The organism is Roseateles agri (assembly GCF_034043675.1).
Classification (GTDB): domain Bacteria; phylum Pseudomonadota; class Gammaproteobacteria; order Burkholderiales; family Burkholderiaceae_C; genus KK5.
The window spans coordinates 136792-163394 of the sequence record NZ_JAXCLA010000010.1; the positions used below are offsets into that span (position 1 = coordinate 136792).

Sequence of the window (26603 nt, forward strand, 5' to 3'; positions counted from 1 at the left end):
GGGACCGGGGCACGCGCATGGCGACAGATGGACAGGTGGAAAAACTGACGCGGTGGGTCGAACAGCTTCGGCAGTTGCTGAACTTGCGATCGGGCAAGGCGACTGAAGAGGACTACGGCAAGCTGCGCCAGGAAATGGCCGGCCTCAGCGGCGGGGATTCGCCATTGCCGCCGGGCGTGCAGAAACTGCTGACCGAGCTGTCGACCACGGTCGGCAAGGACGCGTCGCCGGAAGACAAGGACCAGCGGCAGGTGGTCGAAGATTTCCGCGATGAATTGCAGGGGCTGCTGAACCGACTCGTGCCCGTGCTCAAGCCCGACGAAGTCGCCCTGCACAAGGCCTGGCTGGAACTCTCGGCCAAGAGTTGCGAGCTGAACAAGTACGAGCTCGCGATGAAGGTCCTGCAGGATGCCTGGCATCAGGCCAAGGCCATCGAGGCCGAGAAGCGCGAGCCCGCGGTGGTGCTGCACATCGATTCACCGCTGCGGCCGGTGGTCGATCGCGCGCTCGAGGAAGTCGGCAAGGTGGCGGCGCAACTGGACGAGCTGGACGCCGACCTAGCGGTGCAGTTCGCGCTGCTGGCCAGCATGACGCACAAGGCCATGAAGGCGGGCGAATACGGCGTCGCCCTGGGCCTGGCAAGCCAGTGGTTCACCTCGGCCGAGGAAGCGGTCGCAGCCCAGGGCCGTCAACGCATGGTTCCGCTGCGCCAGCGCATCGAGGACGAGGTCTACATCCCCAACGCCGAGCTGAAGAAGCTTGAGGCGCCGCTGGCCAGCGTGCCACATTCGGACAAGTGGTTCAACGAGTCTTCGGTCAGCAAGGCCGAGTGGGACGGCGTGCTGCAAGGCGTCGTCCAAGACGGCAAGACCGTTCAGGCCGCGGTTACCCAGGCCCGGCAGGCCTGCGAGCAGGAGCGCCTGCGCTGGGGCCAGGAAAAGCAGGGGGCCACCGTCCTGCTGACGCGGCTGAAGCTGGTCGTCTCCGACGCCGCTGGCGCCGACGAAGACAAGCGATTCCAGTCGGCCGATGCCAGCGACATCGCCACCCAGGGTCTCAGGAAGCTCGGCGATGGCTGCACGGCCTGGCAAACACTGGCCGCCGAGTGGGAGCGCGCTGCACAAGCCAGCGAGGCCGCCCGCGATGCCTTCGCCCAGAGCGAGGAGGACACCAAGAAGAAGCTGCTCGCCGTAACCCGCGAAGCGCCCGCCGACCGCGCCCCGCTGGACCTGCTGCTCGCCGCTGGCCAGCAACTCGCTGCCGGGCGCGACTGGGTCGCCGCAGGCGCCAAGCTGGAGGAATGCCGCCGCACGGCCGACGAGAAGATCAAGGCGCAGCGCGATGGCGTCAAGCTGAGCGTTGGAACCCACTGCGAGGCGGCCTATCTGGAGGACCTGCTCGACAAGCTCGGCGCGGCCGAGGTCAAGAAGCTTTCCACAGCGCTGGGTCCGAAGGTGCTGGGCGAAATGTCGTTGCAGTTCAAGGTCGGCGAAATGGAGCAGCTCCAAAAGGAAGCCGGCGACGGCAAGGGTTTGAAGGCGCTGCTCGACGACGTCGCTGGCGGCAAGGCCGCGGACCTGCAATCGCTGCGCGCGAGCTTCGGCTCACTGGCCCCGCTGCAGGCAGTCGCCAAGGACGGTTTCGGCGGCAAGACCAAGACGCTGGGCACTCTGCTTAAGACGGGTTTCGCCGGAGACTCGGGCAAGCTCAAGACCTTCCTGGACGGATACCCCAACCCGGATCCCGATCTGCTCAAGGCGAACAATCCCGCGGCGCTGAAAGCGCAGAAGGACCAGGAGAACCTCAAGAACCTGCTGAACACGGGTGGCCTGAACGACAACCCGGAGGCCTTCGCCCATCTGGTCAACACCGGCTGCGCCGGCGACCCGGCCAAGCTCAAGGATCTGCACGCAAAGTTCTCGGCCACCACGCCGCCCGGCCTTGCTGGCATGAAAGCTCTGCTCGACACCGCCAATCTGAAGACTCCGCCAGAGCGCCTGGCGGACATCCTTAAGACCGGCTGCTCCAGTAGCGCCGAGAATCTCAAGGAACTGGCCATCGGCTTCGACGGCAAGATGGGCCAGCTCAAGGAAGCCACGGGCCAATGGGGCGACGGCTCCGGTGCAGCGATCAAGGGCTTGACGGACGCTCGTCACCTGAACGGCGACTTCCAGGCGCTGCAGAAGAACTTCACCGCCACGCTGAACCAGCGCTACCCGGGCTCGGGCGGCAAGGCGGACCGGGAATTCATGATCCGGGTGGCGCCTGAGTTCACACGTGCCGTGCTGCCCGACGACATCAACGCCACGCTGGCCGACAAGTTCGAGCTCGACCCCGCCGACGCGGGCAGTTTCAAGGACTCGGACTGGAATCACCTGCTGATGCACGTCTGCGAACGGCATCTACCCTCGTCCTTCGCGTTCGAGGGTGCCAAGGCGGCCAGTACGCCGATCAACGTCCACAACTCTCAGTTTCCGGTGGACTGGACGCCGCAGCGCATCGCCACCCTGATGAAGGAAGCGCTCAAGAGCGCAAATGGCAAGCAGACTCTCTTAGGCCTGGAAGACCGAGCCAGGAAAGCCGAGGAGTACGCCAAGCACGTGGAATGGGCGGCAAGGACGATCGCACATGACTGTTGGCAGGCCCGCGTCGACTACCGAGCCTGGTGGAACGGCGGAGGCCGGCAGCGCTGGATCTACGACAAGAAGATGGAGAAAGGCGAGGTCTGGAACGGACCGGTTCCGCCCGACCCTGGTCCGGCGCCGCCCTGGCCCGGCCAGGGTTTCGACAATCCCGGCCCGGAACCCGCGCAGCCCGGCGCCGAACCTCCGAACACGCCGGAACCACCCTGGATCACGCCGACCTTCTGGTACGGGGACGTGGAGTTCCAGCTGGGCGTTGACTATCGCAACGGCAAGCGCCAGATCGTTCAGTATTTCCCCGTCCAATCGGTCGGGACCCCGGCAATCACCGCCTTCCCGCGCTATGACATGGAGGCGATGCGTGACGCCACGATCAAGTAGGCACGCCCGATCAACCCCGACCCAGGATCCCCCATGCAAGTCCTTCTGAGAATCAATCTTGGCGATGCAGCCATCACAGTCGACGACGATCTGGTGAAAAAACCGCTGGCCGAGCCGCTGGCTGGCGTGGCCCGCGCCCAGCACTACCTGGGCGGCGAGGTCGAGATCAGCGACCAGGGCCGCGAACCGCTGCAGATCCTCGACGACCTCGAGCAGTTGGTGCCCCGGCTGTGCCTGCAGGCCCTGGCCAGGCTGGAGCAAGGCGAGGCCGTGACGATCCCTCTGTTCACTGATCCCGCGAAGCTGACCTTGACCCCGAAGGGCGACCAGTTGGAGATCGAGGCCCCGGATGGACGGCGCGACCAATTTCCGCTGGCGGCGGCACTAGTGGCGCTGGAAGCTTGCGGCGCACGTTTTGCCCACTTGCTCGAGTTGAATTTCCCGGGCGACGAGGGCCGGGAGCGCAAGCTCGCCCCCATGCGGCTGGTCTTGATGCAGCGGGAAGACGCGCGTCTGCGGGATGCGCCGCCGCCGGACATGTCGGCCTGGGCGGACAAGGACGTCTAGCGTGCAGCGCTGCACGTCCGCTTGATCGCCGCCTGCGGCGCGAAGCCGTGGTTCAGCGGCCCATGGCCGCTGCCGACTCGCACGTCTGCGCCGCCCTCCATCGCTGCACGAACATAGCCGCGCGCCGAGACCACGGCCTCCCGCAGCGGCTGACCCAGCGCCAGCCCGCAGGCGATCGCACTGGACAAGGTGCACCCGGTGCCATGCGTGTTGCGGCTGGCAATTCGCGCCGCCTGCCAGCGCTGGATCGTGGTGCCGTCCAGCAACTGATCGATCACTTCATCGCCCGGCAGGTGGCCGCCCTTGAGCAGAACGGCTCTGGCACCGAGCGCCTGCAGATCGCGAGCAGCCGGCTCCAACGCGGCAGCATCGACCAGCTTGCGCTCTAGAAGCCAACCCGCCTCATCGAGGTTCGGCGTGATAACCGTAGCCAACGGAAACAACTCACGCACGAGCACGGCCAGCGTGTCCTCAGCAATCAACCGATCACCGCTGGTCGCAACCATCACCGGATCAAGCACAACGCGCTCGAAGCGGTGCCGCCGGATCGCGTCGGCCACCACACGCACGACCTCGGCGTTGTGCAACATCCCGATCTTGACGGCGTCGACGCCGATGTCTTCGGCCACGGCGTCGATCTGCGCGGCCAGGATCGCGGGCGGCAGCGGCTCGATCGCGCGGACGCCGAGCGTGTTCTGCGCGGTGATGGCGGTGATGGCGCTCATGCCGTAGCAGCCCAGCGCGGCGATGGTCTTCAGGTCGGCCTGGATGCCGGCGCCGCCGCCGCTGTCGGAGCCGGCGATGGTCAGCACGCGGGCGTAGCGCTTCATGTTGTCGGTCATGGCGTTCCGTCCATCAGTTGTCGCAAGCGGCGGGCCGCGTCCGCCGGGTCGGCGGCCTTGCACAGCAGGCTGACGACGGCCAGGCCGTCGGCGCCGGCGGCCATCACGGCGGCTGCGTTCTCGAAGCCGATGCCGCCGATGGCCACCAGCGGCCGCATCGTCATCGCACGGATCCGGCGCACGCCGGCCAGGCCCAGCGGCGGCGCGGCGTCGGTCTTGGTGGAGGTGTCGAACACGGGGCTCAGTCCGTAATAGTCAACCGGCGCGCGCTCGGCCGCGATCATCTGCGCGGCGGACTCGATCGACAGGCCGACGATGCTGCCTGGCGGCATCAGGCGCCGCACGTCCTCGGGCGCCATGTCGCGCTGGCCGACGTGCACGCCGTCGGCCCCGCAGGCCAGGGCCACGTCCACGCGGTCGTTGATCAGCAGCGGCACGCCCAGCGGCGCGAGCAGTGCCTTCAGTGCGCGAGCGCGCTCGACGAAGGGCCGCCTGTCCAGCGCCTTCTCGCGCAGTTGCACACAGGTGGCGCCGCCGCGCACGGCGGCCTCGACGACAGCCTCGATGCCCCGCGCGCCGCAGAGCGCGCTGTCGGTCACGAGGTGCAGCCGTAGGTGCTTGTGCAAATCAATTCGCTCAACCATGGATCTTCAGCTTCAGCCGCGCGGTGAAGCTGGCCTCGTCCAGCAGGTGCAGGCCGTCCAGCAATTCGATCTGCATCCGGCCGACGCCGGCACCGGCCGCCTGCGTGCGCTCGGCAGCCATCTCGCCGACGACACCCAGCACGGCCATCGCCGACAAGGTGGCGCGCCAGCGGTCGGGCTGCACCGCGGCGAAGGCGCCGACCAGCGCGCTGGCCGAGCAGCCGACGCCGGTGATGCGAGTCATCCACGGGTGACCGTTGGACAGCACCGCGTGTCGCCCCTGCGCGCCGACGACGTGATCGTCCGCGCCGCTGACGCAGACGGTGCCGCCGATGTCGCGGGCCAGCGCCCGCGCCGCGTCCAGTGCCTCGCCGGAAGCGGCGGAGCTGTCCACGCCGCGCGTGCGCGCCGCGAGGCCCGCCACGCTCATGATCTCGGAGCCGTTGCCGCGCACGATGCTCGGCGCGCCGGCCTGCATCAGCGCGGCGAGCGCTTCGTTGCGGTAGCGCGTGGCACCGGCACCGACCGGGTCGATGACGACCGGGATGCCGCGCCCGCGCGCCGTCTGCAACGCCAGTTGCATCGCGCGGACCCAGTCGGGCTCCAGGGTGCCGATGTTCAGCACCAGCGCTTGCGCGATGCCGGCCATCTCCTGCACCTCTTCCAGCGCATGCGCCATCACCGGCGCGGCGCCGACGGCCAGCAGCGCGTTGGCGTTGTAGTTCATCACCACGAAATTGGTGATGCTGTGCACCAGCGGCGACTGCGCGCGCACGGCCTGCAGGTCGGCCCACAGGTCCGCGGCGCTGATCAGATTGGAAGTCGAGCCCATCGCGATCGTCCTTCGTCAACAAAGCAAAGGGCGGCACGGGCGGAGAGAGGGCTGGGCCATGAGGGGCCGTCGCTTCCCTACGCTGGCACGACCCAGGTCAGGTTCAAAGGGTGTTTCTCAGTCGGCGCCGCCGGGTCCTCGTTGACCCGTCGTGCCGACACCCCTAGCGGTGTGCCCCGCTCGCAGTAGCGGGCGGGGCTGGCGGATTATGAGTCTGTTTGAAAGAATGGCCGCGGCCTTCTTCACAGTCCGGGAGAGCTTCGAGATGAACCTGCCACTGCGCACCGCCCTCGTCACGCTGAGCTTCTTCGCCGGCCTGCCCGCGGCCACGGCGCAGGTGCTCTACAACCCCGCCACCGGCCCGACGAATCCGGCGCTAACGGGCTGGCTCGACGGATCGCTGATCGGCGCCAGCGCCAGCTACGGCAGCAGCGGCGCGCAAGTGAAGCCGTCGGCCGGCAATGCGGCGATCGCGGGCTGGTCCAACTATCCGGCGCTGCTGGCGCTGAACGGCGCGCTGCCGCCGGTGAACGCGGCCTTCCCGGTGCTCGATGCCACGGCCGGCTACACGCTCAGCTTCGACATGGTGCTGTACAGCGAGGACCACAGCGGCAACGCCAACCGCGCCGGTTTCTCGGCGACGCTGATCGGCAGCGACCGCAAGGGCGTGGAGATCGGCTTCCAGAGCGACCGTATCTTTGCGCAGAACCTGGTCGACAACAGCTTCGTTGCCGGCGAGAGCACCAGCGACCCGGCGCTGGTGGCCGCGGCTTTTGCGCCGAACCATCGCTGGGAGCTGGAGGTGCAAGGCGACAGCTACCAGCTGCTGGTCAACGGCCTGCCGGTGCTGTCCAGCGCGCTGCACGACTATTCGAGCTACACCGGCACCGGCGCCAACGCCTACCGGACGCCGAACTTCCTCTTCCTCGGCGACAACACGACGTCCGCCGGGGCCAGCTTCCTGCTGGGCTATGCGGCCATCAGCACCGTGCCGGAGCCGGCGCCGTGGGCGCTGCTGGCGCTGGGCGGCGTCGCGCTGGCAGTGCGCCGCCGCGGCGGCGCTTCAGGCCGCGACTTCAGCTGAAATCGTCGCTGCCGCCGCCACCGACGTCGCTGCCACTGTCGCTGCCGCCGAAGTCGAAGCCGGCGTCGGAGCCGCCGACATCGATGCCGCCACCGTCGTTGCGGCCGAAGCGCTGGTCGTCGTCCACCTCGTGCAGCGAGCCCGAGCCGCCGCCGAAGGCACTGCCGCGGTCGTCACGGCGCTCATGGGCCGAGGCACTACCTGCCAGGATGGAGCCGAGCACCGCGCCGCCGCCGATCATCGCGGCGTCGCGCAGCAGGCTGCCGCCGGCCGTGGGCTGGCCGTAGCCGGGGCCGTAACCCGGTCCATAGCCCTGCCCTTGCCCGCGCGCCGCGGCGACCTGGGCCTCGCGGTCCAGTTGCTCCTGCTGCTCACGGCGCAGGCGCTCGCTCGGGCGTTCCTCGCCGCGCAGCTCGGCCGCCAGATCGCGGGCACGCAGCACCAGCGCCTGCGTGGGGCCGAAGTCGCTGCGCGAGGCCAGGCTGGACTGATGCGCGCTCAGGTCGCTCTTCACCAGGCGGATGCGGTCGTAGTTGCTCAGGCGCTGCGCTTCGCTGAGCGCGGGGTTGGCATCGCTGACGAGCTGGGCGTCGGCCAGGTCCTTGCTCGCGTCGTTCAGCTCGCTGGCCCAGCGCTCGCGCTCCTGCTTCAGCCCGGCGCTGCCCGAGCGGCGCGACACCATCACCAGCACGACCAACAGCACGCCGGCCGCCACGAAGACCCAGAACATGCCGCCGCTGCGGTGCTCGGGTTCAGGTACAGGCTCGCGCCGCGGCTCCGGCGCCGGAACCACTGAAGGCGCCACAACAGCCGGCGTCTCGGCCGCCGCCGTGATGGTCGGGGCACCCACACCCAGCCGCGCCTTCATCTGCGCCAGCTGCTCGCGGTTGCCGGCAAAGCGCTCATTAGGCGCCAGGCGCTCGGCATTGGCCAGCGCGTCGCGGGCTTCCGAGGTCTTGCCCTGCTTCTCCAGCACCTGGGCGTACCAGTAGAAGGCAAGCGCGTTGTCCGGGTGCTTCTTCAGCACCTCGGTCAGCCGCTCCTCGGCCTGCGGCCAGCGGCCGGCGACCATGTCGGCCTTGATGTCGTCCTTGGGGTCGGCGTGCGCGCCCAGCGCCAGCATCGCCAGGCCCAGGGCCAGCAAGGCGCGCCAGGCAAAAGACAGGAAGGAGGTGGAGTGATTCATGGCATCCATCAGCTGCGGGCACCGGGGCGGTGCTTCAAGGGCGCACTGTACTGCTGCCAGCCATGAAAAAGGCCCCGCAGGGCCTTCGTCGTCACCGGGTCTTAAGTCTCTGTTCAGCCCGGCCTTATTTACGCGCTCAGGCCTGGATGCCGCCGCCGAAGGCCGAGCGGCGCTCGGCCTTGCCCATGGCCGAGTAGAGGCCGGTCGGGACGCCGGGCATCAGCACGTCGATGGCGCGATCCAGCGAGGCGGTGGCGCGGGCCAGAGACTCGCGCTGGGCCGCCACGCGGCCGCCGGCCTGGGCCAAGCGCTGGCGCAGGCCGGGGGGCACGCCGCCGGTGCGCGCGGCTTCGCCGAAGCTTCCGATCGCCGCCGCCAGTGCCTTCTGCAACTGGACGGCATGGGCCTCGATGGCCGCACTGTCGCGACTCATCAGCGCCTCGCCGAGCAGGTTCAGGCAGCCCTCGACGGCGAGCAGTGGTTGCTCCAGCTTCTGAGGGATATCGGCGGCTTGCTGCTCGAAGGCCATGGCTAGGACGTCGTTGAGGGTTGGATCAATCAGTGCGAGGAGTTCCCGCGGCTCAGCAGTTCCTGGGCGTTGGAAATCATCTTGCCGGCGATCGCATCCGCGTTGATGGTGAATTTGCCGTCGGCAATCGCCTGGGAAATGCGGGCGACCTTGGCGGCATCGAAGCTGCCGTCGTCCGAGGCGGCCATCAGGCTGGTCGCCGTCGGGGACAGTTCCAGTTGTGCGCTGGCTTCCGGCTCCGCGGGCGTCGAGGCTGTGGCCGTCGCGCCGGTCGCTCCGGCCGAGCGGCCGGCCTTGGCGCTGGCAGGCTTTTCGGCATTGACTGCCGCTGCTGCCGATTCGTGGCTGGTTCCGATCTTCATGCTGTTCTCCGTGGTGCGGGGCTGTTCGCCCATCGCCCCATTCCAAAAATGCCATGGGGGTTGATCGTGTTATCGACCCTCATGCTGGAGACTTTAGGACTTTCGGAATTTTTATGTCGATCGTGTGTCACAGCACGACCTCCACCCGCCGTTCGCCGACGACGCGGCCGGTCACGGTGCGGCCGCTTTCCATGCGGACCCGCACGTCCGTGCCTTCCAGCCCGACACCGAGCGCCTGGCCATCGGCGGCGATCGCGTAGCCATCGCCGGAAACTTTCACCTGCACCGTGTCGCCGGCTTCGAACCAGCGGCGCTTGGCCAGGCTGGTGCTGCGCACCGCCTGCCCCGCTTCCAGCGAGCGGCTGAGGCTGCGGCCGGCCAGGTCTTCCGGGTCGGTAAACACGGCGCCGGGCTCGGCTGCTATGTCTATTTCGGCCGTTGCGAGCATCTCTTGAGTCAGAAGAGACCCCGTGACCAGGGGACCCTGGGCCACCAGCGCCTTCGCGTACACCTTGACCTGCACCGGCACGCTGACATTCCATTTCGCCACGCCGTCCACGCACTTGAGGCCGATCCGCGAGCGGCCCCACATGTGCAGGCCCTGCGGCAAATAAGGCTGGATCTGGCGGCATGCGGCCAGTTTCAGCTGCGGCGCGAGCTGGCCGACCTGCACGTCCACCCGCGCGCTCGCCGGCGCGGCGGCCGATGCGGCCAGCTGCGCGAGCTGCTGGACCTGGGCGATCACGGCCGGATCCAGCGTCTGCGCCGCCGGCACCTGGGCGCGTGCCGACAGCCCCGCGAACGCGGCGGCCAGCAGCAGGAACCAGGACGGACGAATTTGAAGCATGGCCAGCACTTTAGGCGTCCGGCTGCTCCGCCCTAGGTCCGAAATGCATGCCAAAGCCCTTGCTTATCGCCCTAATGTTTTCGGGGTCCGCGTCGAACAATGCCGCTCAACTCGCCACAAAGGCGACCGGACCGCCCCATGTTGAACCGACTGACCGACTCGCTGAATTTCCAGTCCCAGGCCCTGAGCCTGCGGTCGGAGCGCCAGCGCCTGCTCGCCAGCAACATCGCCAATGCCGACACGCCCGGCTACCAGGCGCGCGAGATGGATTTCGCCAGCGCGCTGAAGGAAGCCACCGCCGGCACGGCCATCCCCGGCGCCATGGCGGCCACGCAAGCCGGCCACATGAGCCCGGCGGCCGGCGCGCGCAGCGATGCGCAAAAGGAATACGCGCTGTCCTCGCAGACCAGCCTGGACAGCAACACCGTGGACATGGACCGCGAGCGCGCCAGCTTCGCCGACAACTCGGTCAAGTACGAAGCCACGCTGCGTTTCCTCAGCGGCCAGATCAAGACGACGCTGGACGCGATGAAGTCGCCGAACGCGTCCTGACCTGAAGAAGACCGGAGGCCTTAAATGTCCATGTTCCAGATCTTCAGCATCTCCGGCAGCGCGGTCAGCTCGCAGAGCCAGCGGCTGAACGTGGTGGCCAGCAATCTGGCCAACGTCGACACCGTTGCCGGCCCGGACGGCACGGCCTACAAGGCCCGCCAGGTGGTGTTCCAGACGGCGCTGGTCGGCGCTACCGACGACCAGGGCTCCGCCGGCGTCAAGGTCAGCAACATCACCGAAGACCAGGCGCCCGGCCGCCGCGTGCTCGACCCGCACCACCCGCAGGCCGATGCCGATGGCTACGTGACCTACAGCAATGTCAACGCGGTCGAGGAGATGGTCAACATGATCTCGGCCTCGCGCTCCTACCAGAACAACATCGAAGTGATGGGCACGGCCAAGAGCCTGCTGCTCAAGACCCTGCAGCTCGGCCAGAGCTGAGCCACGCCGCCCCATCCGCCCAGATAACGGAGCAATTCCATGGACACCTCCTCGGTCGCCAACAACCCCACGGACCCGTACGCGGCGCTGAACACCAAGAACGCCGCCTCGACCACCAGCGCCGCCGCCGGTGCGGCCGACACGCAAGACCGCTTCCTGAAGCTGCTGGTGGCGCAGATGCAGAACCAGGATCCGATGAACCCGATGGACAACGCGCAGGTGACCACGCAGCTCGCGCAGATCCAGACGGTGACGGGCATCGACACGCTGAACACCAGCATCGGCACCTTGGGCTCGCAGTTCACGCAGATGCAGGCGCTGCAGGGCGTCTCGCTGATGGGTCACGACGTCAGCACCCAGGGCAACCAGCTCAACATGATCGACGACAAGGGCGAAGGCGGCTACCAGCTCAGCTCCGCCTCCAGCGCCACTCAGCTCGACGTGCTCAACGCCGCCGGTGCCGTCGTCTACACCGAGCAGCTCGGCCCGCAGGGCACCGGCATGCAGACCTTCAATGTGCCGGCCGACCAGTTACCCGCCGATACCTCGGGCCTGACCTTCAAGATCACCGCCACCAGCCCGAAGCAGACCATCACCGCGACCACTTACGCGCACGACCGCGTGGTGGCCGTCAACACCAACGGCACGACGCTGAGCCTGCAGCTCCAGACCATGGGCAACGTGCCCTACGCCAGCGTCACCGCCGTCGACTGAACGACGCCCCAAACCGAAGAACCCGCCGCACCCCGCAGCAGCAAGGAACCCGCACCATGAGCTTCCAACAAGGCCTCTCCGGACTGAACGCTTCCAGCAAGAACCTGGACGTCATCGGCAACAACATCGCCAACGTCAACACGTACGGCACGAAGTCCTCCCGGGCGGAGTTCGCCGACATCTATGCCGCCGCGATGAACGGCGCCGGCACGAACAACATCGGCATCGGCACCACCTTGCAGACGGTGGCCCAGCAGTTCACCCAGGGCGACATCCAGACCACCGAAAACCCGATGGACCTGGCGATCAACGGCACCGGTTTCTTCCAGGTGAGCGACGGCCTCAACCCGACCGAGTACACCCGCAATGGCCAGTTCAAGATCAGCAGCACCGGCTTCATCCAGAACGACGCCGGCCTGAAGCTGCTGGGCTACCCGGCCGATAGCAACGGCACCATCCAGCCCGGCGTCTCGCAGCCGCTGCAGCTGCCCACCGCTGGCATCGCACCGAAGACCACCAGCAAGATCTCGCTGGAGTTCAACGTCGACTCGCGCGTGAAGACCACCGCCTCCGCCGCCGCGCCGGGCAGCATCACGCTGGACGACCCGACGACCTACAACAACGCCACCTCGATGAACGTCTACGACGCCAAGGGCCAGCCGGTGGCGTTGACCTTGTACTTCCAGAAGCAGGACGACGACGCCGACGGCAACACCACCTGGAACGTCTTCGCCACGGCCAACGGCACGCCCTTCGATGCCGAAGCGGCCGACGCCAACGGCAATCCGACCGCGCCGCTGATGACGATCACCTACCCGGCCAACGGCGGCAACCCGACCGCGATCAACGGCAACCCGATCGACCCGGCAACGCCGCTGACGATCGACATTCCGGCCGGTGTCAGCGCCACCGGTTCGACCACACTGGCGATCCCCGGCGTGACGCTCGACATGAGCGACTCGACCGAAAACGGCTCCGCCTTCGGCGTGACCAGCCTGGTGCAGGACGGCTACGCGCCGGGCCAGCTGACCGGCGTGTCGATCGACTCCACCGGCATCGTCAAGGCCAACTACTCGAACGGCCAGTCCAAGGCGGCCGGCCAGGTCGAGCTGGCCACCTTCCGTAACCCGCAGGGCCTGCAGCCGCTGGGCGGCAACGTCTGGGCGCGCACGGCGGCCTCGGGCGACCCGGTCGTCGGCATCGCCGGCTCCGGCAATATGGGCGCTCTGCAGGCCGGCGCGCTCGAAAGCTCCAACGTCGACCTGACCAACGAACTCGTCGACATGGTCACCGCCCAGCGCAACTACCAGGCCAACGCCCAGACGATCAAGACGCAGGACCAGATCATGCAGACCATCGTCAACCTGCGCTGAAGCCAGCCACTAGCAGGACGCCACCATGGACCGCATGATCTATCTGTCGATGTCGGGCGCGAAAGCCGCCATGCAGCGGCAGGACGTGCTCGCCAACAACCTGGCCAACGTGTCCACGACGGGCTTCCGCGCCGAGCTGCAGGCCTTCCGCTCGGTGCCGGTGCGCGGCGACGGCGCCAGCACCCGCGCGTTCGCGCTGGAAACCTCGATCGGCTACAACCCCGACCCCGGCGCCATCTCCGCCACCGGCCGCAACCTGGACGTGGCGATGGGCGGCCAGGCCTGGATGGGCGTGCAGGCGCTGGACGGCACCGAGGCCTACACCCGTGCCGGCGCACTGGACGTCAACGCCGACGGCATCCTCGTGACGCGCAGCGGCCTGCAGGTGCAGGGCGACGGCGGCGCGATCACCGTGCCGCAGAACGCCGAGGTCTCGATCGGCAGCGACGGCACCGTCACCGCCAAGACTTCCGATTCGGTACGCCCGCTGCCGATCGGCCGCATCAAGCTGGTCACGCCCGAAGCGCCGCTGCAGCGCGGCACCGACGGCCTGTTCCGCGCCGCCGACGGCAATGACATCGCCGCCGACCCGGCTGCAACCTTGCAGGACGGCGCGCTGGAAGGCTCCAACGTCAGCCCGGTGGAAACGATGGTCGCGATGATCTCGGCCGGCCGCCAGTTCGAGCAGCAGATGAAGCTGCTGCAGATCGCGCAGACCCAGGGCGCCGAGTCGGCCAAGCTGCTCGGCAGCAGTTAAGAAGGAAGTTCGCCATGATCCGTTCGCTCTGGATTGCCAAGACCGGCATGGAGGCCCAGCAGACCCAGCTGGACACCATCTCGCACAACCTCGCCAACGTCGCGACCAACGGCTACAAGAAGTCGCACGCGATCTTCGAGGACCTGATGTATCAGAACCTGCGTCAGTCCGGTGCCAACACTACCGAGCAGACGCAGCTGCCCACCGGCCTGCAGGTCGGCCTGGGCGTGCGGCCGGTGGCCACCGCGCGGATCTACAGCGAAGGCAACCTGCAGCAGACCAGCAACAACCTCGACCTGGCGATCAACGGCCAGGGCTTCTTCCAGATCCAGCAGCCCGACGGCACGACCGCCTACACCCGCGACGGATCCTTCCAGCTCGACGCCAACGGCCAGATCGTCACCAACACCGGCTATACCGTGCTGCCTGGCATCACCGTGCCGGCGCAGGCGCAGAACATCACGATCGGTGCGGACGGCACCGTCACCATCACCCTGCCCGGACAGGCCCAGCCGCAGACGCTGGGTCAGATCCAGCTCGCCAACTTCATCAATCCGGCCGGCCTGGACCCGAAGGGCGCGAACCTCTACACCGAAACGGCCTCCTCCGGCACGCCCCAAGCCGGCGCGCCGAACGCGAACGGCCTGGGCGAGCTGAAGCAGGGCTATGTCGAGACCTCCAACGTCAACGTGGTCGAGGAACTGGTCAGCATGATCCAGACGCAGCGCGCCTACGAGTTGAACTCCAAGGCCGTGCAGACCTCCGACCAGATGCTGCAGAAGCTGGCACAGATATGAGCAAGCGAAGCCTCCTGATCCCGGTCACGCTGGCCGCGCTGGCCGCTCTCACGGGTTGCAGCACGATGTATCCGGAACCGCGCGTGGAGCTTCAGCACACGCCGGTCGTCGAGATCCCCGTGCAACCGCCCAGCGCCACGACCAGCGGCGCGATCTACCAGGCGTCCAGCTACCGGCCGCTGTTCGAGGACTACCGCGCCCGCCTGATCGGCGACACGGTGACGATCAACATCGTCGAGAAGGTCAGCGCCACGCAGAGCTCCACCAGCGCGCTCGACAAGTCCGGCAGCCTGTCGGCCGGCGTCACCGCACTGCCCGGCATCTCGTCCAAGGCCTTCGGCCGCGCCTCCGCGGCGGCGGACTCGACGATCAGCTCCGCCGGCAAGGGCACGAACGCCAACACCAACGACTTCTCTGGCAGCATCACCGCCGTCGTCACCTCGGTGCTGCCCAACGGCCACCTGATGATCTCGGGCGAGAAGCAGATCGGCGTCAACCACAACGTCGACGTGCTGCGCTTCTCCGGCCAGGTGGACCCGCGGGCGATCGTGCAGGGCAACGTCGTACCCTCCACCAGCGTCGCCAATGTGCGCATCGAGCAGCGGGGTCGCGGCGCCGTGTCGGACGCCCAAGGCATCGGCTGGTTGTCGCGGTTCTTCCTGAACCTCTCGCCAACCTGACGTGAACCCGACGCGCTGTCCGGACTACCGGGCAGCGCGATAAGCGGTCACAACACCTTCCTTATCGAGCCCTCTGCGGGCTCAAGTTTCTTCAGAATCGGTCGAGCGTAGTCCCCCGCCTCGACCGACATGAAACACCTACTCGCCCTGCTTTTCCTGCTTTGCAGCCTCCTCGGAGGAGCCGAGGCCGCGCGTATCAAGGAAGTCGCCACCGTTGCCGGCGTGCGCTCCAACCCACTGACCGGCTACGGGCTGATCGTGGGCCTGGACGGCACCGGCGACCAGACGACGCAGGCGCCGTTCACCGGTCAGAGCCTCACCGCGATGCTGCAGCAGTTCGGCGTGCTGCTGCCCCAGGGCGTGCAGATGCAGCCGCGCAACATCGCCGCCGTGATGATCACCGCGCAGTTGCCAGCCTTCGCCCAGCCCGGCCAGGCGCTGGACGTCACCGTCTCCTCGATCGGCAATGCCAAGAGCCTGCGCGGCGGCACGCTGGTCGCCACACCGCTGCGCGGTGCCGACGGCCAGGTCTACGCGATCGCCCAGGGCAACCTGGTGATCGCCGGTGCCGGCGCATCGGCGGGCGGCTCCAAGGTGCAGATCAACCAGTTGAGCGCCGGCCGCATCCCCGGTGGCGGCCTGGTCGAACGCAGCGTGCCGACGGCGCTGAACGGCGGCGACTTCATTCAGCTGGACCTGAACGCGGCGGACTTCGCCACCGCCCGCGCCGTGGCGCAGTCGATCAACAAGTCCAAGGGCGAAGGCACGGCCCAGGCGCTGGACGGCCGCGTCGTGCGCGTGCGCGCGCCGACGAGCCCGGACGCGCGCGTCAGCTTCCTCGCCGACCTGGAGAACCTGCCGCTGACCCTGGCCGACCCGGCGGCGCGCGTGGTGCTGAATGCGCGCACCGGCTCGATCGTGCTGAACCAGTCGGTGACGCTCTCGCCCTGCGCGGTGGCGCACGGCAACCTGTCGGTGACGATCAACGCCACCCCGGTCGTCAGCCAGCCCGGCCCGCTGTCCAACGGGCAGACCGTGGTCACGCAGAAGACCGACATCTCGATCAAGCAGGAGCCCGGCGCGCTGATCCAGCTGCCGGCCAGTGCCAAGCTGGCCGACGTGGTGAAGGCGCTCAGCGCGCTCGGCGCCACGCCGCAGGACCTGCTGGCCATCCTGCAGGCGATGAAGAGCGCAGGCGCGCTGAACGCCGAGATCGAGGTGATCTGAGGTGAAGACATGAGCAGTACCGCGCAAAGTGGCCTGAACGCCACCAACAGCTTCAACACCGACACGCGCTCGATCGACGCGCTGAAGGCAGCCGCTGCGCGCGACCCGAAGTCCAGCATCAAGGAAACCGCGCGCCAGTTCGAATCCCTCTTCATGCAGGAGGTGATGAAGAGCATGCGCGCGTCGACGCTGGCCTCCGGGATGATGGAGAACTCGGCCACGCAGATGGGCACCGAGATGCTGGACACGCAGTACGCCGGCAAGCTGACCGGCCTGCCCGGCGGCCTCTCCGACGCGATCACGCGGCAGCTGCAGCGCCAAATGGGCGTGCAGCCGGACGCCGCGGCCACCGCCAAGGCCGCCGGCGCGACCGGCAACCAGCAGGTACCGCCGCTGGCCAAGAAGAACATCGCACCGCACGTGCAGGCCTTCATTCAGCAGCACGACGGCGACGCCAAGGCTGCCGAGGCCGCCACCGGCATCCCGGCCAGCTTCATGATCGCGCAGGCCGCGCACGAGTCCGGCTGGGGCCGGCACGAGATCACCGCCAAGGGCGGCGCCAAGTCGCACAACCTGTTCGGCATCAAGGCCACGCCGGGCTGGACCGGCAAGGTGGCCGAGGTGACGACCACCGAATACGTCAACGGCCAGCCGCAGAAGGTCACCGCCAAGTTCCGCGCCTACGACAACTACGCGGACGCTTTCAAGGACTACGCCAATCTGATCGGCGGCAACGAGCGCTACCAGAGCGCCGTGGCCCAGGCCCAGACGCATGGCGCCGAGGGCTTCGCCCGCGGCCTGCAGAAGGCCGGCTACGCCACCGACCCGCAGTACGCCACCAAGCTGGCCCAGGTCATCAACACCACCGTGCGCGTGCAGCGCGCGCTGGCATAACGCGCTCATCAGCGGGAGACTGACGGCATGAGTTCCTTACTGTCCATCGGCAAGACGGCGATGTTCGCCAACATGGCCGCCTTGCAGACGGTCGGCCAGAACATCGCCAACGCCAACACCCCGGGCTACTCGCGCCAGCAGGTGATCCTGACGACGCCGCCGGGCCAGTACACCGGCGCCGGCTTCTTCGGCCGCGGCGTCAGCGTGGAGACGGTCTCGCGCGTGCACGACGCCTTCCTGACCAGCGAGTCGATGAGCGCCAAGGCCACGGCCTCGATGGACTCCACCCGCGTCGACCAGATGACGGCGCTGCAGAAGCTGTTCCCCACGGACGAGAGCGGCCTGGGCGCCGCCGCCAGCACCTTCTTCAACTCGATGATCGACGTGTCGAACAACCCGTCCGATCCGTCCGCCCGCCAGGTGGTGCTGAGCAGTGCCAACGACCTGGCCACCCGCTTCGCCAGCGCCGGCCAGCAGCTGCAGGACCTGCAGAGCGGCGTCGTCACGACGATGAAGACCAGCGTCGACACCGTCAACCAGCTGGCCGACCAGATCGCCAAGGCCAACGACGCGATCTCGCGCGCCAACGGCAGCGGTCAGCAGCCCAACGACCTGCTGGACCAGCGCGAGCAGCTCGTCTCGCAGCTGAGCCAGTACGTGCAGGTGACGACCTTGCCGGCCGACGACGGCTCGCTGGGCGTCTTCATCGGCGGCGGCCAGCGCCTCGTGCTGGGCAACCAGGCGCAGCATCTCTCGGTCACGCCCGACCCCTACGACAGCAGCCGCGCCCAGCTCAACATCGTCGAGGCCAGCGGCTCGCGCAAGCTCGACGAAAGCGTGATGACCGGCGGCTCGATCACCGCGCTGCTGATGTACCAGAACGGGGACCTGCAGGACGCGCGCAACATGCTGGGCCAGATGGCGACCGCCGTCGCCGGCGCCGTCAACAAGCAGCAGTCGCTGGGCGTGGATCTTTCGAGCCCGGCCGGCAGCGGTGCGCCGATGTTCTCCGTGCCGGCGCCCAACGCCCTGCCCGCCAGCACCAATGCGCGCAACCCCGACGGCAGCTTCGTCAACGGCGTGCAGCTCACCATCACCGACCCGAGCAAGCTGCAGGCCAGCTCCTACCGCCTGGCCGGCGACCCGGCCAACCCCGGCAGCTACCTGATGACGCGGCTGACCGATGGCCAGGTTACTTCGGTTACCGACGGCTCGATCGTCGACGGTTTCCAGATCAACTTCAGCCCGTCCGCGCCCGGCCCCACCGAGACCTACCTGCTGGAGCCGGTGGCCAGCGCCGCGTCCGGCATGAAACTGGCGCTGAACAACATCAACGGCATCGCCGCGTCCTCGCCGATCACCGGCAGCACCAACGTCGCCAACACCGGCACCGCGACGATCGATTCGCTGTACGCCGTCAACAGCAACCTGAACCCCTCCACGCAGGCGCCGATGACGGTCACCTTCGGTCCGCCGGACCCGAGCAACAGCGCCGCCGTGACCTACACGATCGCGCTGGCCGACGGCAGCTCGGTAAGCGGCAGCTGGCAGGCCGGCCAGCCGATCGGCAACCAGCCGGCCGCCGGCATCGACCTCGGCTTCGAGCTGAGCCTGTCCGGCGTGCCGAAAGACGGCGACTCCATTTCGATCACCGCCACGCAGTTCCCGGCCAACAACAACGGCAACGCCAAGGCCTTCCTGAACCTGCAGACCAGCAAGTTCGTCGGCCAGGAGACCATGCCCGACGGCACGACCCGGCCCGGCCAGACGATCAACGACGCCTATGCCTCCGCGATGAGCGACATCGGCGCACGCGTGCAGGGCGCGAACTACCTGTCGGGCGTCTCCACCAGCGCCGCGCAGGACGCAGAGACCGCCCGCACCTCCCAGGCCGGCGTCAACCTCGATGAAGAGGCCGCGCGCATGATGCAGTTCCAGCAGGCCTACCAGGCCGCCGCCCGGGTGCTGCAGACGGCGCAGACGCTGTTCAACGAAACGCTTCAACTCGCAGGCCAATAATCATGCGCGTATCGACTGCCAATACCTACGAGGTAACGATCGCGGCGCTGCAGAAGCGCCAGCAGCAGATGCAGAACAGCCAGCAGCAGCTCACGACCGGCAAGCGCGTGGCCTGGGGCAGCGACGACCCGACCGCCGCCGGCATCGGCGAGCGCGCCTACGCGCAGACCGGCCGCATCGACGCCAACCAGCGCGCGCTGGACGCGAGCCGCAATGCGATGACCCTGGGCGAATCGGCGCTGGGCGACGGCATCGAGCTGCTGCAGCAGGTGCGCGAGGCGCTGGTCGAGGCCGGCAACGCCAGCTACAGCGACGCCGAGCGCGCCGGCCTGGCCAACAAGATCTCCGGCCTGCGCCAGCAACTGCTCGCCATCGCCAACCGCGGCGACGGCGCCAACGGCTACATCTTCGGCGGCCAGGGCAGCGGCGGCGCGCCCTTCCTGGACCAGAACGGCGGCGTCGTCTTCAAGGGCACGCCCGGCGTGCTGCAGACCGGCAACAGCGACAATTTCCAGCTCAGCATCGACGGCGGCGCTGCCTTCGAGCAGGCCCGCAGCGGCAACGGCACCTTCGTCACCGGCACCCTGCCCAACGTCAACACCGGCGCCGCGGCGGGCGGCTGGATCGATTCCGGCACCGTCACCGATCCGGCGCAGATCACCGGCGGCAACTACGTGATCCAGATCGCCGGCACCGCGCCCTCGCAGACCTACACGATCTCGAACAGCGACACCGGCACCTCCAGCAGCGATGTCTTCAGCCCCGGCAAGGCGATCCAGTTCGAGGGCATGTCGCTGACGATCGCCGGCGGCCCGGTGGACGGCGACCAGTTCAGCGTCGCCCCCTCCACCAACACGCTGAAGGTCTTCGACGTGCTGGACAACGCCATCGCCGCGCTGAACACGCCGCTGCGCAGCGGCGCGCAGATCGCCCAGGCCAACTCCAGCAACCTGCGCGACCTCGACGCCGTGATGGGCAACCTGCAAAATGTCCGGAGTCAGGTCGGAGAAACGATGAATAATCTCGACGGCACCGAGCAGCGTATGGCGACCCAGAAGTTGAACAGCCAGACGACGCAGAGCAATGCCGAAGACCTGGACATGGTCCAGGGCATCTCCAACTTCCAGAATCAGCAATCGGGCTACCAGGCAGCATTGCAGACCTATGCGATGGTGCAGAGGATGTCCCTGTTTCAGTACCTATCGCCCTCATGAACTCACCGATCCTGGGCGCCGTCGCGCTGGGTTACGCACCACTGATCGACCGCCAGCGTCAGGTCACCGCCACCCGGCTCACCGTCATCCCGTTGCGCCCGGATGCCAAGCTCGAAGCCGTCGACCTGCTGACCGCGGTGTCGGACATCTGGCCCGCCGGCGGCTCCGGCTCCACAAACCAGGCCATCCTCAACATCGCCAGCGAAGGCCTGCTCGAAGGCCTGTTGCAGTCGGCGCCCTCGTCCAACCTGTCCATCGAACTGCCGGCCTTCATGACCGGCAAGGCCGAGCTTGCGCCGGCCCTGCTCGCGCTGAAGAAGAACGGCAATGCGCTGCTGCTCAAGGGCGTGCCCAGCGCGCCGGTGCCGGCCGAGCTGCTGGGCTGCTTCAAGTCCGCGGTGCTGGACGCCGATGACGAGGCCCGCGGCGGCAACGGCATCGCCCTGCCCAAGCTGATCTCCGGCCTGCGCGGTGCCGCCGACGTGGACGCAGCCTTCCAGCGCGGTGCTGCGGGCGTGCTCGGCTGGCCCTTCGCGGGCGGCTACGAGGCCCCGGCCAACGCGCCGAAGCCGGACCTGCAGACCGACCTGCAGGTGATCGTCGAGCTGATGTCGCGCGTCGAACAGGGCGAGGACATCGAGCGGCTGGAGCAGACGCTCAAGCGCGATCCGAGCCTGGCCTTCAAGCTGCTGCGCTACATGAATTCGGCCGCCTTCGGCCTGACGGTGGAGGTGAGCTCCTTCCGCCACGCGATCATGCTGCTGGGCTACTCGCGCCTGAAGCGCTGGCTGGCCCTGCTGCTGATCACCGCCAGCAAGGACCACGCGATGCGTCCCATCATGCACGGCGCGCTGCGCCGCGGCCTGCTGATGGAAGAGCTCGCCCACGGCATGGACGACGCCGAGATGAGAGACGAGATGTTCGTCTGCGGCCTGTTCTCGCTGCTGGACCACATGATCAAGCAGCCCTTCGCCCGGCTGCTGGAATCCATCCCCGTGCCCGAGCGCGTGCGCCAGGCGCTGGTCGATGGCGTCGGCCCCTACCAACCCTACCTGGAGCTGGTGCGCGCGATCGAAAACGAGTCCGTCTGGGACTATCGCAGCTCGGCCGAGCAACTGATGCTCGGCGCCGAGGAGATCAACCAATGCGTGCTGCGGGCGCTGGCGAAGGCGGCTCAACTCGAGTGAACCCCGCGGGCAGTACTTCGGGCAGCACCGCGGAGCAGGAACTCCGCCTGTGGCTGGAGCTGAGCCCGCTGCCGATGGTGCTGTTCGACGGCGCCGGCAAGCTGCAGCGGCGCAATGCCGCTTTCACAGCGCTGTGCGGCGCGGTCGCCCGGCTGCCGGACGCCGGCCCTGGCCTGCAGGCGCTGCTGGGCTGGGAAGACGGTCGCCCGGTCGAGGCGCTGCGCCCGTCCGCCGGACAGAGCCCCGAGCCGCTGCACACCCAGGCCAAGCTGATCGACGCCTCCGGCCGCACCCGCTGGCTGCAGGGCCGGCTGCGCGCGCTGCCGGGCCGGCGCGTGATGGCCGTGCTGGAAGACCTCAGCGCCGAGCAGGAGCGTGACCTGGCGCATCAGCAGTTGGACGCGCTGATGGACACCGCCGGCGTTGGCCTGGCCACCTTCCAGCAGGACGCGGGCTGGCTGAAGCCGCGCGCGCCAGCCCGCAGCACCACCGCCAAGGGCAAGGGCAGCGCGCTGGCCAGCCTGCAGGGCGTGGGCCGCGACATCGTCGAGCCGGGCTCGATGGCCGAGTTCGAGCGCCTGCAGCAGGCGCTGAAGAACGGTGACCGCATCGAGGTGCGCTACGCGGTGCGCCATCCGGAGCTGGGCCGCCGCTGGCTGCTGACCCGGGTGGAACCCGGCCAGCTCGCCTCGGGCCAGCGCACGACCTCGGTCGTCACCCTGGACGTCACCGCCCAGCAGCAGGCCGAGAAGCGTAGCGAGCTGCTGCTGCACGAGCTGACGACGATCATGGACGGCGCGGGTCTGGGCCTGGCCTACCTGCGCGGCGGCACCTTGGTGCGCTGCAACGCCGCCTTCGAGTCGCTGCTGGGCCTGTCGCCGGGCGTGCCCTTCGGCACGCCGGTGTCCGCGCTGCTGAAGGCTCAGCCCGCGCTCGCCGCCCAGGTCCAACAGGTGCTGCCGCACCTGGCCGGCAGCTTCGAGGCGGAGTTTGAACAACAGGTCGCGGAGGCCGAATCGCGCTGGCTCGCGCTGACCCTGCGCCGCGTGGAATCCGCCGGCGCCGAGGAGACCGTGGCCGTCATCAGCGATATCAGCCGGCTCAAGGCTCAGCAGGCGGAGCTGGAATCGCTGGTGCAGGACCGCGAGCTGATGTTCAGCCTCTCGGACGTCGGTATTGCGATCCTGCGCGGCGGCCGCATCGCCCGCGCCAACGACGCGCTGGCGGAGCTGACCGGCTACCGCATCCACGAACTGGACGGCCTGCCGCACCACGCGCTGTTCGACAGCGTGGATGAGTACCGCCACCAGCAGGACCAGGTGCAGCAGGCGCTGCGCACCAGCGGTCAGTGGTACGGCGAGCGCCGCGTGCGCCGGCGCGACGGCACAGGCCTGTGGATGCAGGTCAGCCAGCGCGCGATGCGCCCCGGCGAGCCGGACGGCGGCGAGATCGCCACCTACGTCAACGTGGACGACCGCTGGCGCGCCCAGCAGTCGCTGATGCTGCAGACCGAGCGCGAGCGCGCGGTGCTCGATTCGGTGCTGGTCGGCATCGTCACCGTGGGCCGTGGCGGCATCGAGTGGATGAACCGCTCGGCGCGGCGCATGTTCGGCGGCGACCTGAGCGAGTTCGTCGGCAAGGACATGGCCATCGTCGCCACCGACGACCCCGACCATCCGCTGCGCCAGACCCACTACCTCGACGAGCTGAACGAGGCGGAAGCCGAGACCTTCGAGTGCCGGCTGAAGGCGCGCGACGGGCGCGAGTTCTGGGTCGTCGGCAATGCGGTCGTCACCGGCGTCGCGCCGAGCGGGAGGCAACTGACCTATGCGCTGCTGGACATCGAACGGCGCCGCCAGGCCGAGGCTCAATCGGTACAGGCCCAGGCCTCGCTGCGCCGCATCATCGAGGCCGCGCCGCTGGCCATCAGCCTGCACGACGCCAAGACGCTGGCCCTGGTGCAGGCCAACCCGGGCGCGGCCGCGCTGCACGCGCAGGGCGGCCAACTGCGCGAGGACATGCGCGCCGCGCTGGCCGAGCCCGAGGCCGTCATCACGCAGCGCGAGTACCGGCTGGAGAGCGAGGACGGCTCGCAGCGCGTCTGGGACGCCCGCTTCCTGCGGCTGGCCGGCGGCAGCGGCGCCTCGGCGCCCGAACAACTGCTGCTGGTGGCCAGCGACGTCACCGAGCACCGCGCTGCCGAAGAGGCACGGCTGGAGGCGGCGATCTCGCAGCGCGAACTGCTGGTGCGCGAGGTTCACCACCGGATCAAGAACAATCTGCAGGGCGTGGCGGGCCTGCTGCAGCAGATCGCCACGCGGCGGCCCGAGGTGGCCGGCGTGATCAGCGAGGCGGTCGGCCAGGTGAACGCCATCGCGCAGGTCTACGGCCTGCAGGTCGGCGCCCAGGGCCTGCTGCGCATCCACCGGGTGATGGAAGCCATCGTCGGCTCGGTGCAGCGCATGTCCGGCCGGCGCATCCTGACCCACATCAATGGCGAGACCGCCGCGCAATCGCTGCAGTGGGTGCTGCCCGAGGCCGAATCGATCCCGATCGCCCTGACCCTCAACGAACTGCTGACCAATGCGATCAAGCACAGCGCGATCGACAGCCAGGTCAACTGCTCGCTGATCTGCCACCAGGACAGCGTCGCCGTCGAGATCGACAACCCTGGCCGCCTGCCGCCGGGCTTCGACGTCAACGCGCTGGCCGGCGGCGTGAGCGGCCTGGGCCTGGTGCGCGCGCTGCTGCCGCGGCGCAGCGCGCTGCTGGACCTGACCCAGCAGGGCGACCGCGTGCTGTGCCGGGTGGAACTGTGGCCGCCCAGCGTTTCGCTGCAAAGTACACAATCCGAGCCATGAACAAGGGAAAGATCCTCGTCGTCGACGACGACCGGCTGGTGCTCGCGACCTTGGCCTACGGCCTGGCGCAGGCCGGTTACGACGTGCTGGATGCCGACAACGGCGACGACGCGATCCTGCTGGCCCGCGAGCACCGGCCCGAGCTGGCGCTACTGGACATCCGGATGGAAGGCCTGTCGGGCTTCGATGTCGCCGCCTACCTGCGCGACCACCTGCGCGTGCCCTTCCTGTTCCTCTCGGCCTTCTCCGACGACGAGACGATCGCCAAGGTCCGGGCGCTCGGCGCACTGGCCTACCTCGTCAAGCCGCTGGACATGCAGCAGATCGTTCCGGCCGTCGAGGCCGCGTTCGCGCACCGTCCGCAGCCGCAAGATCTGACCCCGGTGCCGCTGGCTCCGACCGTGGCGACCGCGCCGTCACCGGTGCTCGACCAACAGGTCGTCGCGATCGCCGTCGGCGTGCTGATGCATCGCTATTCGCTATCGCGCGGCGCCGCACTGGAGCGGTTGAAGAAGCTCAGCGAGGCGGAGAACCGCGAACTGGCCGAGCAGGCGCTGCGGCTGGTGGAAGCGGTGGAGTTGCTGGCTCAGCCGGCTAATGTGAAGTAGAAGCGGGCGCCCTGCCCGACCTCGGCCTCGGCCCAGATCTCACCGCCGTGTCGGCGCACGATACGCTGCACCGAGGCCAGGCCGACGCCGGTGCCCTGGAAATCGCTGGCACTGTGCAGGCGCTGGAAGGCGCCGAACAGGCGGTCGGCAAAGCGCATGTCGAAGCCGGCGCCGTTGTCGCTGACGCAGTAGACGCAGCGGCCGCTGCCGTCGTCCTGGGCATCGAGCGCGATGCAGGGCGCAGCGCACTTGCCGGTGTACTTCCAGGCGTTGCCCAGCAGGTTCTCCAGCAGCATGCGCAGCAAGGTCGGGTCGCCCCGCACCGGCAGCGGTGACTGCAGCCGCACCTCCACGGGCCGCTCGGGTGTCGCGCGGCGCAGGTCCTCGATCACCAGGCCGGCGAGCTGGCTCAGCTCGACCGGCTCGCAGGCCAGCGGCCGGGCCGACAGCTGAGCCAGCGACAGCAGCGCGTCGATCATGCCGTTCATGCGGCCGGCGGCGGCCATCACGCGGTCCAGGTGATCGTTGCCGATGCGGTCCAGCGAGCGGCCGTAGTCTTCCTTGAGGATCTTCGCGAAGCCCTCGACGACCCGCAGCGGCGCGCGCAGGTCGTGCGAGACGGTGTAGCTGAAGGCCGCATGCTCCTCGATCAGCGCCAGCGCTGCCGGTGGGGGCTCCGATGGGTCGGCGGCCTCAGGCGCGGGCGGCACCTCGACCCGGTGTGCCGTGCCCTGGTAGCCGGTGAAGCGGCCCTTGGCGTCTAGGCAGGCGATGCCGCGCAGCAGCCAGGGTTCGCCGTCGCGCGCCCGAACGGCCAGCGGCCCGAAGCTCACGCCGGCCTCCAGTCGAGCACGCAAGGTGGCACCGCCCTCGGGCGCAACCAGCTCGAAACGGTCCCAAGGCGCCTGCGTAGCCGCTGCCGCGCCGCCACTGCCCACCCATGAGGAGGCCAGCGCGCCCTGCGGCGCCTGCCAGCGGGTCAGGTGGTGGCCGGCGTCGGTGGCCCATTGCCAATCGGGCTGGAGCTGGGTGAGCAGTTGGGCCTGCTGGCGCGCATCGCGCAGGGACTCGCCCAGTTGGCGACGTGCCAGCCGCACGCCGAAGTGCCAGCCCAGCCCGCCGACGCCCAGCACCAGCACACCGCTGAAGATCGCCGTTAGCCCCACCACGCCGAGGTTGTTCTCGGTGCCGTCCGGCAGCGCCAGCAGCAGCATCGCGGCCAGCCCGGCGAAGCCGCCGAGGGTCAGCGCCAGCAGCAGGGTCGCGCCTCGGCCCCACCCTGCTCTGCCGCCACTCGCGTCGCTGAGACTGCTGTTCATGCGCGGCATTGTAGGAGCGGCCATTAGGTATCCATCCTTGGCGC

25 protein-coding genes and 1 riboswitch are annotated in these 26603 nt (G+C 68.6%); of the genes, 17 read left to right on the plus strand and 8 right to left on the minus strand.

Features of this window, described 5'->3' with window-relative positions; translation table 11 throughout:
- The first annotated feature begins 74 nt into the window (after nucleotides 1-74).
- Entirely contained in the window at nucleotides 75-3023 is a 2949-nt protein-coding gene (locus SNE35_RS27820) for a hypothetical protein (protein ID WP_320426311.1), read from the plus strand.
- A 33-nt stretch (nucleotides 3024-3056) separates the two neighbouring features.
- Nucleotides 3057-3590, plus strand: coding sequence for a hypothetical protein (locus tag SNE35_RS27825; protein ID WP_320426312.1), 534 nt, complete (start codon nucleotides 3057-3059; stop codon nucleotides 3588-3590).
- Here the strand turns inward: SNE35_RS27825 and thiD are convergent.
- Genes thiD through thiM form a run of 3 tightly spaced genes read right to left on the minus strand, consistent with a single transcriptional unit; the run spans nucleotide 3587 to nucleotide 5908 of the window.
- The gene (thiD, locus tag SNE35_RS27830) at nucleotides 3587-4432 is read right to left on the minus strand and encodes a bifunctional hydroxymethylpyrimidine kinase/phosphomethylpyrimidine kinase (RefSeq protein ID WP_320426313.1); all 846 of its coding nucleotides are present in this window, start codon (nucleotides 4430-4432) and stop codon (nucleotides 3587-3589) included. The genes SNE35_RS27825 and thiD overlap by 4 nt on opposite strands.
- Nucleotides 4429-5076, minus strand: coding sequence for a thiamine phosphate synthase (gene thiE, locus SNE35_RS27835; protein ID WP_320426314.1), 648 nt, complete (start codon nucleotides 5074-5076; stop codon nucleotides 4429-4431). The genes thiD and thiE overlap by 4 nt, the downstream gene beginning before the upstream one ends.
- On the minus strand, nucleotides 5069-5908 hold the full coding sequence (gene thiM, locus SNE35_RS27840; protein ID WP_320426315.1) for a hydroxyethylthiazole kinase: 840 nt from the start codon (nucleotides 5906-5908) through the stop codon (nucleotides 5069-5071). The genes thiE and thiM overlap by 8 nt, the downstream gene beginning before the upstream one ends.
- A 57-nt stretch (nucleotides 5909-5965) precedes the next feature.
- A riboswitch (TPP riboswitch) is annotated at nucleotides 5966-6083 on the minus strand.
- Between the two features lie 90 nt (nucleotides 6084-6173).
- Between thiM and SNE35_RS27845 the strand changes: the two genes are divergently transcribed.
- Entirely contained in the window at nucleotides 6174-6992 is an 819-nt protein-coding gene (locus SNE35_RS27845) for a PEP-CTERM sorting domain-containing protein (protein WP_320426316.1), read from the plus strand.
- Here SNE35_RS27845 and SNE35_RS27850 read toward each other — a convergent pair.
- The 4 genes from SNE35_RS27850 to flgA all read right to left on the minus strand — a co-directional run bounded on the left by SNE35_RS27850 (nucleotide 6985) and on the right by flgA (nucleotide 9916).
- Nucleotides 6985-8178 carry a tetratricopeptide repeat protein gene (locus SNE35_RS27850; RefSeq protein ID WP_320426317.1) on the minus strand — a complete coding sequence of 398 codons (1194 nt, stop codon included), beginning with the start codon at nucleotides 8176-8178 and terminating at the stop codon, nucleotides 6985-6987. The two genes, SNE35_RS27845 and SNE35_RS27850, sit on opposite strands and share 8 nt — an antisense overlap.
- A 136-nt stretch (nucleotides 8179-8314) precedes the next feature.
- Complete coding sequence (locus SNE35_RS27855) at nucleotides 8315-8707, minus strand: hypothetical protein (protein ID WP_320426318.1); 393 nt, start codon at nucleotides 8705-8707, stop codon at nucleotides 8315-8317.
- 29 nt (nucleotides 8708-8736) lie between these two features.
- Entirely contained in the window at nucleotides 8737-9069 is a 333-nt protein-coding gene (flgM, locus tag SNE35_RS27860) for a flagellar biosynthesis anti-sigma factor FlgM (RefSeq protein WP_320426319.1), read from the minus strand.
- Nucleotides 9070-9196: 127 nt separating this feature from the next.
- Nucleotides 9197-9916 (minus strand): flagellar basal body P-ring formation chaperone FlgA, encoded by a 720-nt coding sequence (gene flgA, locus SNE35_RS27865; protein WP_320426320.1) that lies wholly within the window; start codon nucleotides 9914-9916, stop codon nucleotides 9197-9199.
- Between the two features lie 138 nt (nucleotides 9917-10054).
- Here flgA and flgB point away from each other — a divergent pair, with 138 nt between their 5' ends.
- The 14 genes from flgB to SNE35_RS27935 all read left to right on the plus strand — a co-directional run bounded on the left by flgB (nucleotide 10055) and on the right by SNE35_RS27935 (nucleotide 25240).
- Nucleotides 10055-10468: a flagellar basal body rod protein FlgB gene (gene flgB / locus SNE35_RS27870; protein WP_320426321.1), complete on the plus strand. Its 414-nt coding sequence runs from the start codon at nucleotides 10055-10057 to the stop codon at nucleotides 10466-10468.
- Between the two features lie 24 nt (nucleotides 10469-10492).
- Nucleotides 10493-10909, plus strand: a complete 417-nt coding sequence (gene flgC, locus SNE35_RS27875; protein ID WP_320426322.1) for a flagellar basal body rod protein FlgC — start codon at nucleotides 10493-10495, stop codon at nucleotides 10907-10909.
- A gap of 39 nt (nucleotides 10910-10948) precedes the next feature.
- The gene (locus SNE35_RS27880; protein ID WP_320426323.1) at nucleotides 10949-11623 is read left to right on the plus strand and encodes a flagellar hook assembly protein FlgD; all 675 of its coding nucleotides are present in this window, start codon (nucleotides 10949-10951) and stop codon (nucleotides 11621-11623) included.
- A 56-nt stretch (nucleotides 11624-11679) separates the two neighbouring features.
- Complete coding sequence (flgE, locus tag SNE35_RS27885; RefSeq protein WP_320426324.1) at nucleotides 11680-12996, plus strand: flagellar hook protein FlgE; 1317 nt, start codon at nucleotides 11680-11682, stop codon at nucleotides 12994-12996.
- A 25-nt stretch (nucleotides 12997-13021) separates the two neighbouring features.
- Nucleotides 13022-13753: a flagellar basal-body rod protein FlgF gene (gene flgF, locus SNE35_RS27890; protein WP_320426325.1), complete on the plus strand. Its 732-nt coding sequence runs from the start codon at nucleotides 13022-13024 to the stop codon at nucleotides 13751-13753.
- Between the two features lie 14 nt (nucleotides 13754-13767).
- Nucleotides 13768-14550 carry a flagellar basal-body rod protein FlgG gene (gene flgG, locus SNE35_RS27895; RefSeq protein ID WP_320426326.1) on the plus strand — a complete coding sequence of 261 codons (783 nt, stop codon included), beginning with the start codon at nucleotides 13768-13770 and terminating at the stop codon, nucleotides 14548-14550.
- The gene (locus SNE35_RS27900; protein ID WP_320426327.1) at nucleotides 14547-15230 is read left to right on the plus strand and encodes a flagellar basal body L-ring protein FlgH; all 684 of its coding nucleotides are present in this window, start codon (nucleotides 14547-14549) and stop codon (nucleotides 15228-15230) included. The genes flgG and SNE35_RS27900 overlap by 4 nt, the downstream gene beginning before the upstream one ends.
- 129 nt (nucleotides 15231-15359) lie before the next feature.
- Nucleotides 15360-16457, plus strand: coding sequence for a flagellar basal body P-ring protein FlgI (locus SNE35_RS27905; protein ID WP_320426328.1), 1098 nt, complete (start codon nucleotides 15360-15362; stop codon nucleotides 16455-16457).
- 9 nt (nucleotides 16458-16466) lie between these two features.
- Nucleotides 16467-17351 carry a flagellar assembly peptidoglycan hydrolase FlgJ gene (gene flgJ, locus SNE35_RS27910; RefSeq protein ID WP_320426329.1) on the plus strand — a complete coding sequence of 295 codons (885 nt, stop codon included), beginning with the start codon at nucleotides 16467-16469 and terminating at the stop codon, nucleotides 17349-17351.
- Nucleotides 17352-17378: 27 nt separating this feature from the next.
- Nucleotides 17379-19370 carry a flagellar hook-associated protein FlgK gene (flgK, locus tag SNE35_RS27915; protein WP_320426330.1) on the plus strand — a complete coding sequence of 664 codons (1992 nt, stop codon included), beginning with the start codon at nucleotides 17379-17381 and terminating at the stop codon, nucleotides 19368-19370.
- Between the two features lie 2 nt (nucleotides 19371-19372).
- On the plus strand, nucleotides 19373-20584 hold the full coding sequence (gene flgL / locus SNE35_RS27920; protein WP_320426331.1) for a flagellar hook-associated protein FlgL: 1212 nt from the start codon (nucleotides 19373-19375) through the stop codon (nucleotides 20582-20584).
- On the plus strand, nucleotides 20581-21771 hold the full coding sequence (locus SNE35_RS27925) for an EAL and HDOD domain-containing protein (RefSeq protein ID WP_320426332.1): 1191 nt from the start codon (nucleotides 20581-20583) through the stop codon (nucleotides 21769-21771). Before flgL ends, SNE35_RS27925 begins: the two co-directional genes overlap by 4 nt.
- Nucleotides 21729-24632 carry a PAS domain S-box protein gene (locus SNE35_RS27930; RefSeq protein ID WP_320426333.1) on the plus strand — a complete coding sequence of 968 codons (2904 nt, stop codon included), beginning with the start codon at nucleotides 21729-21731 and terminating at the stop codon, nucleotides 24630-24632. Before SNE35_RS27925 ends, SNE35_RS27930 begins: the two co-directional genes overlap by 43 nt.
- Nucleotides 24629-25240: an ANTAR domain-containing response regulator gene (locus SNE35_RS27935; protein ID WP_320426334.1), complete on the plus strand. Its 612-nt coding sequence runs from the start codon at nucleotides 24629-24631 to the stop codon at nucleotides 25238-25240. The genes SNE35_RS27930 and SNE35_RS27935 overlap by 4 nt, the downstream gene beginning before the upstream one ends.
- Here SNE35_RS27935 and SNE35_RS27940 read toward each other — a convergent pair.
- Complete coding sequence (locus tag SNE35_RS27940) at nucleotides 25219-26559, minus strand: sensor histidine kinase (protein WP_320426335.1); 1341 nt, start codon at nucleotides 26557-26559, stop codon at nucleotides 25219-25221. The two genes, SNE35_RS27935 and SNE35_RS27940, sit on opposite strands and share 22 nt — an antisense overlap.
- Between the last annotated feature and the right edge of the window lie 44 nt (nucleotides 26560-26603).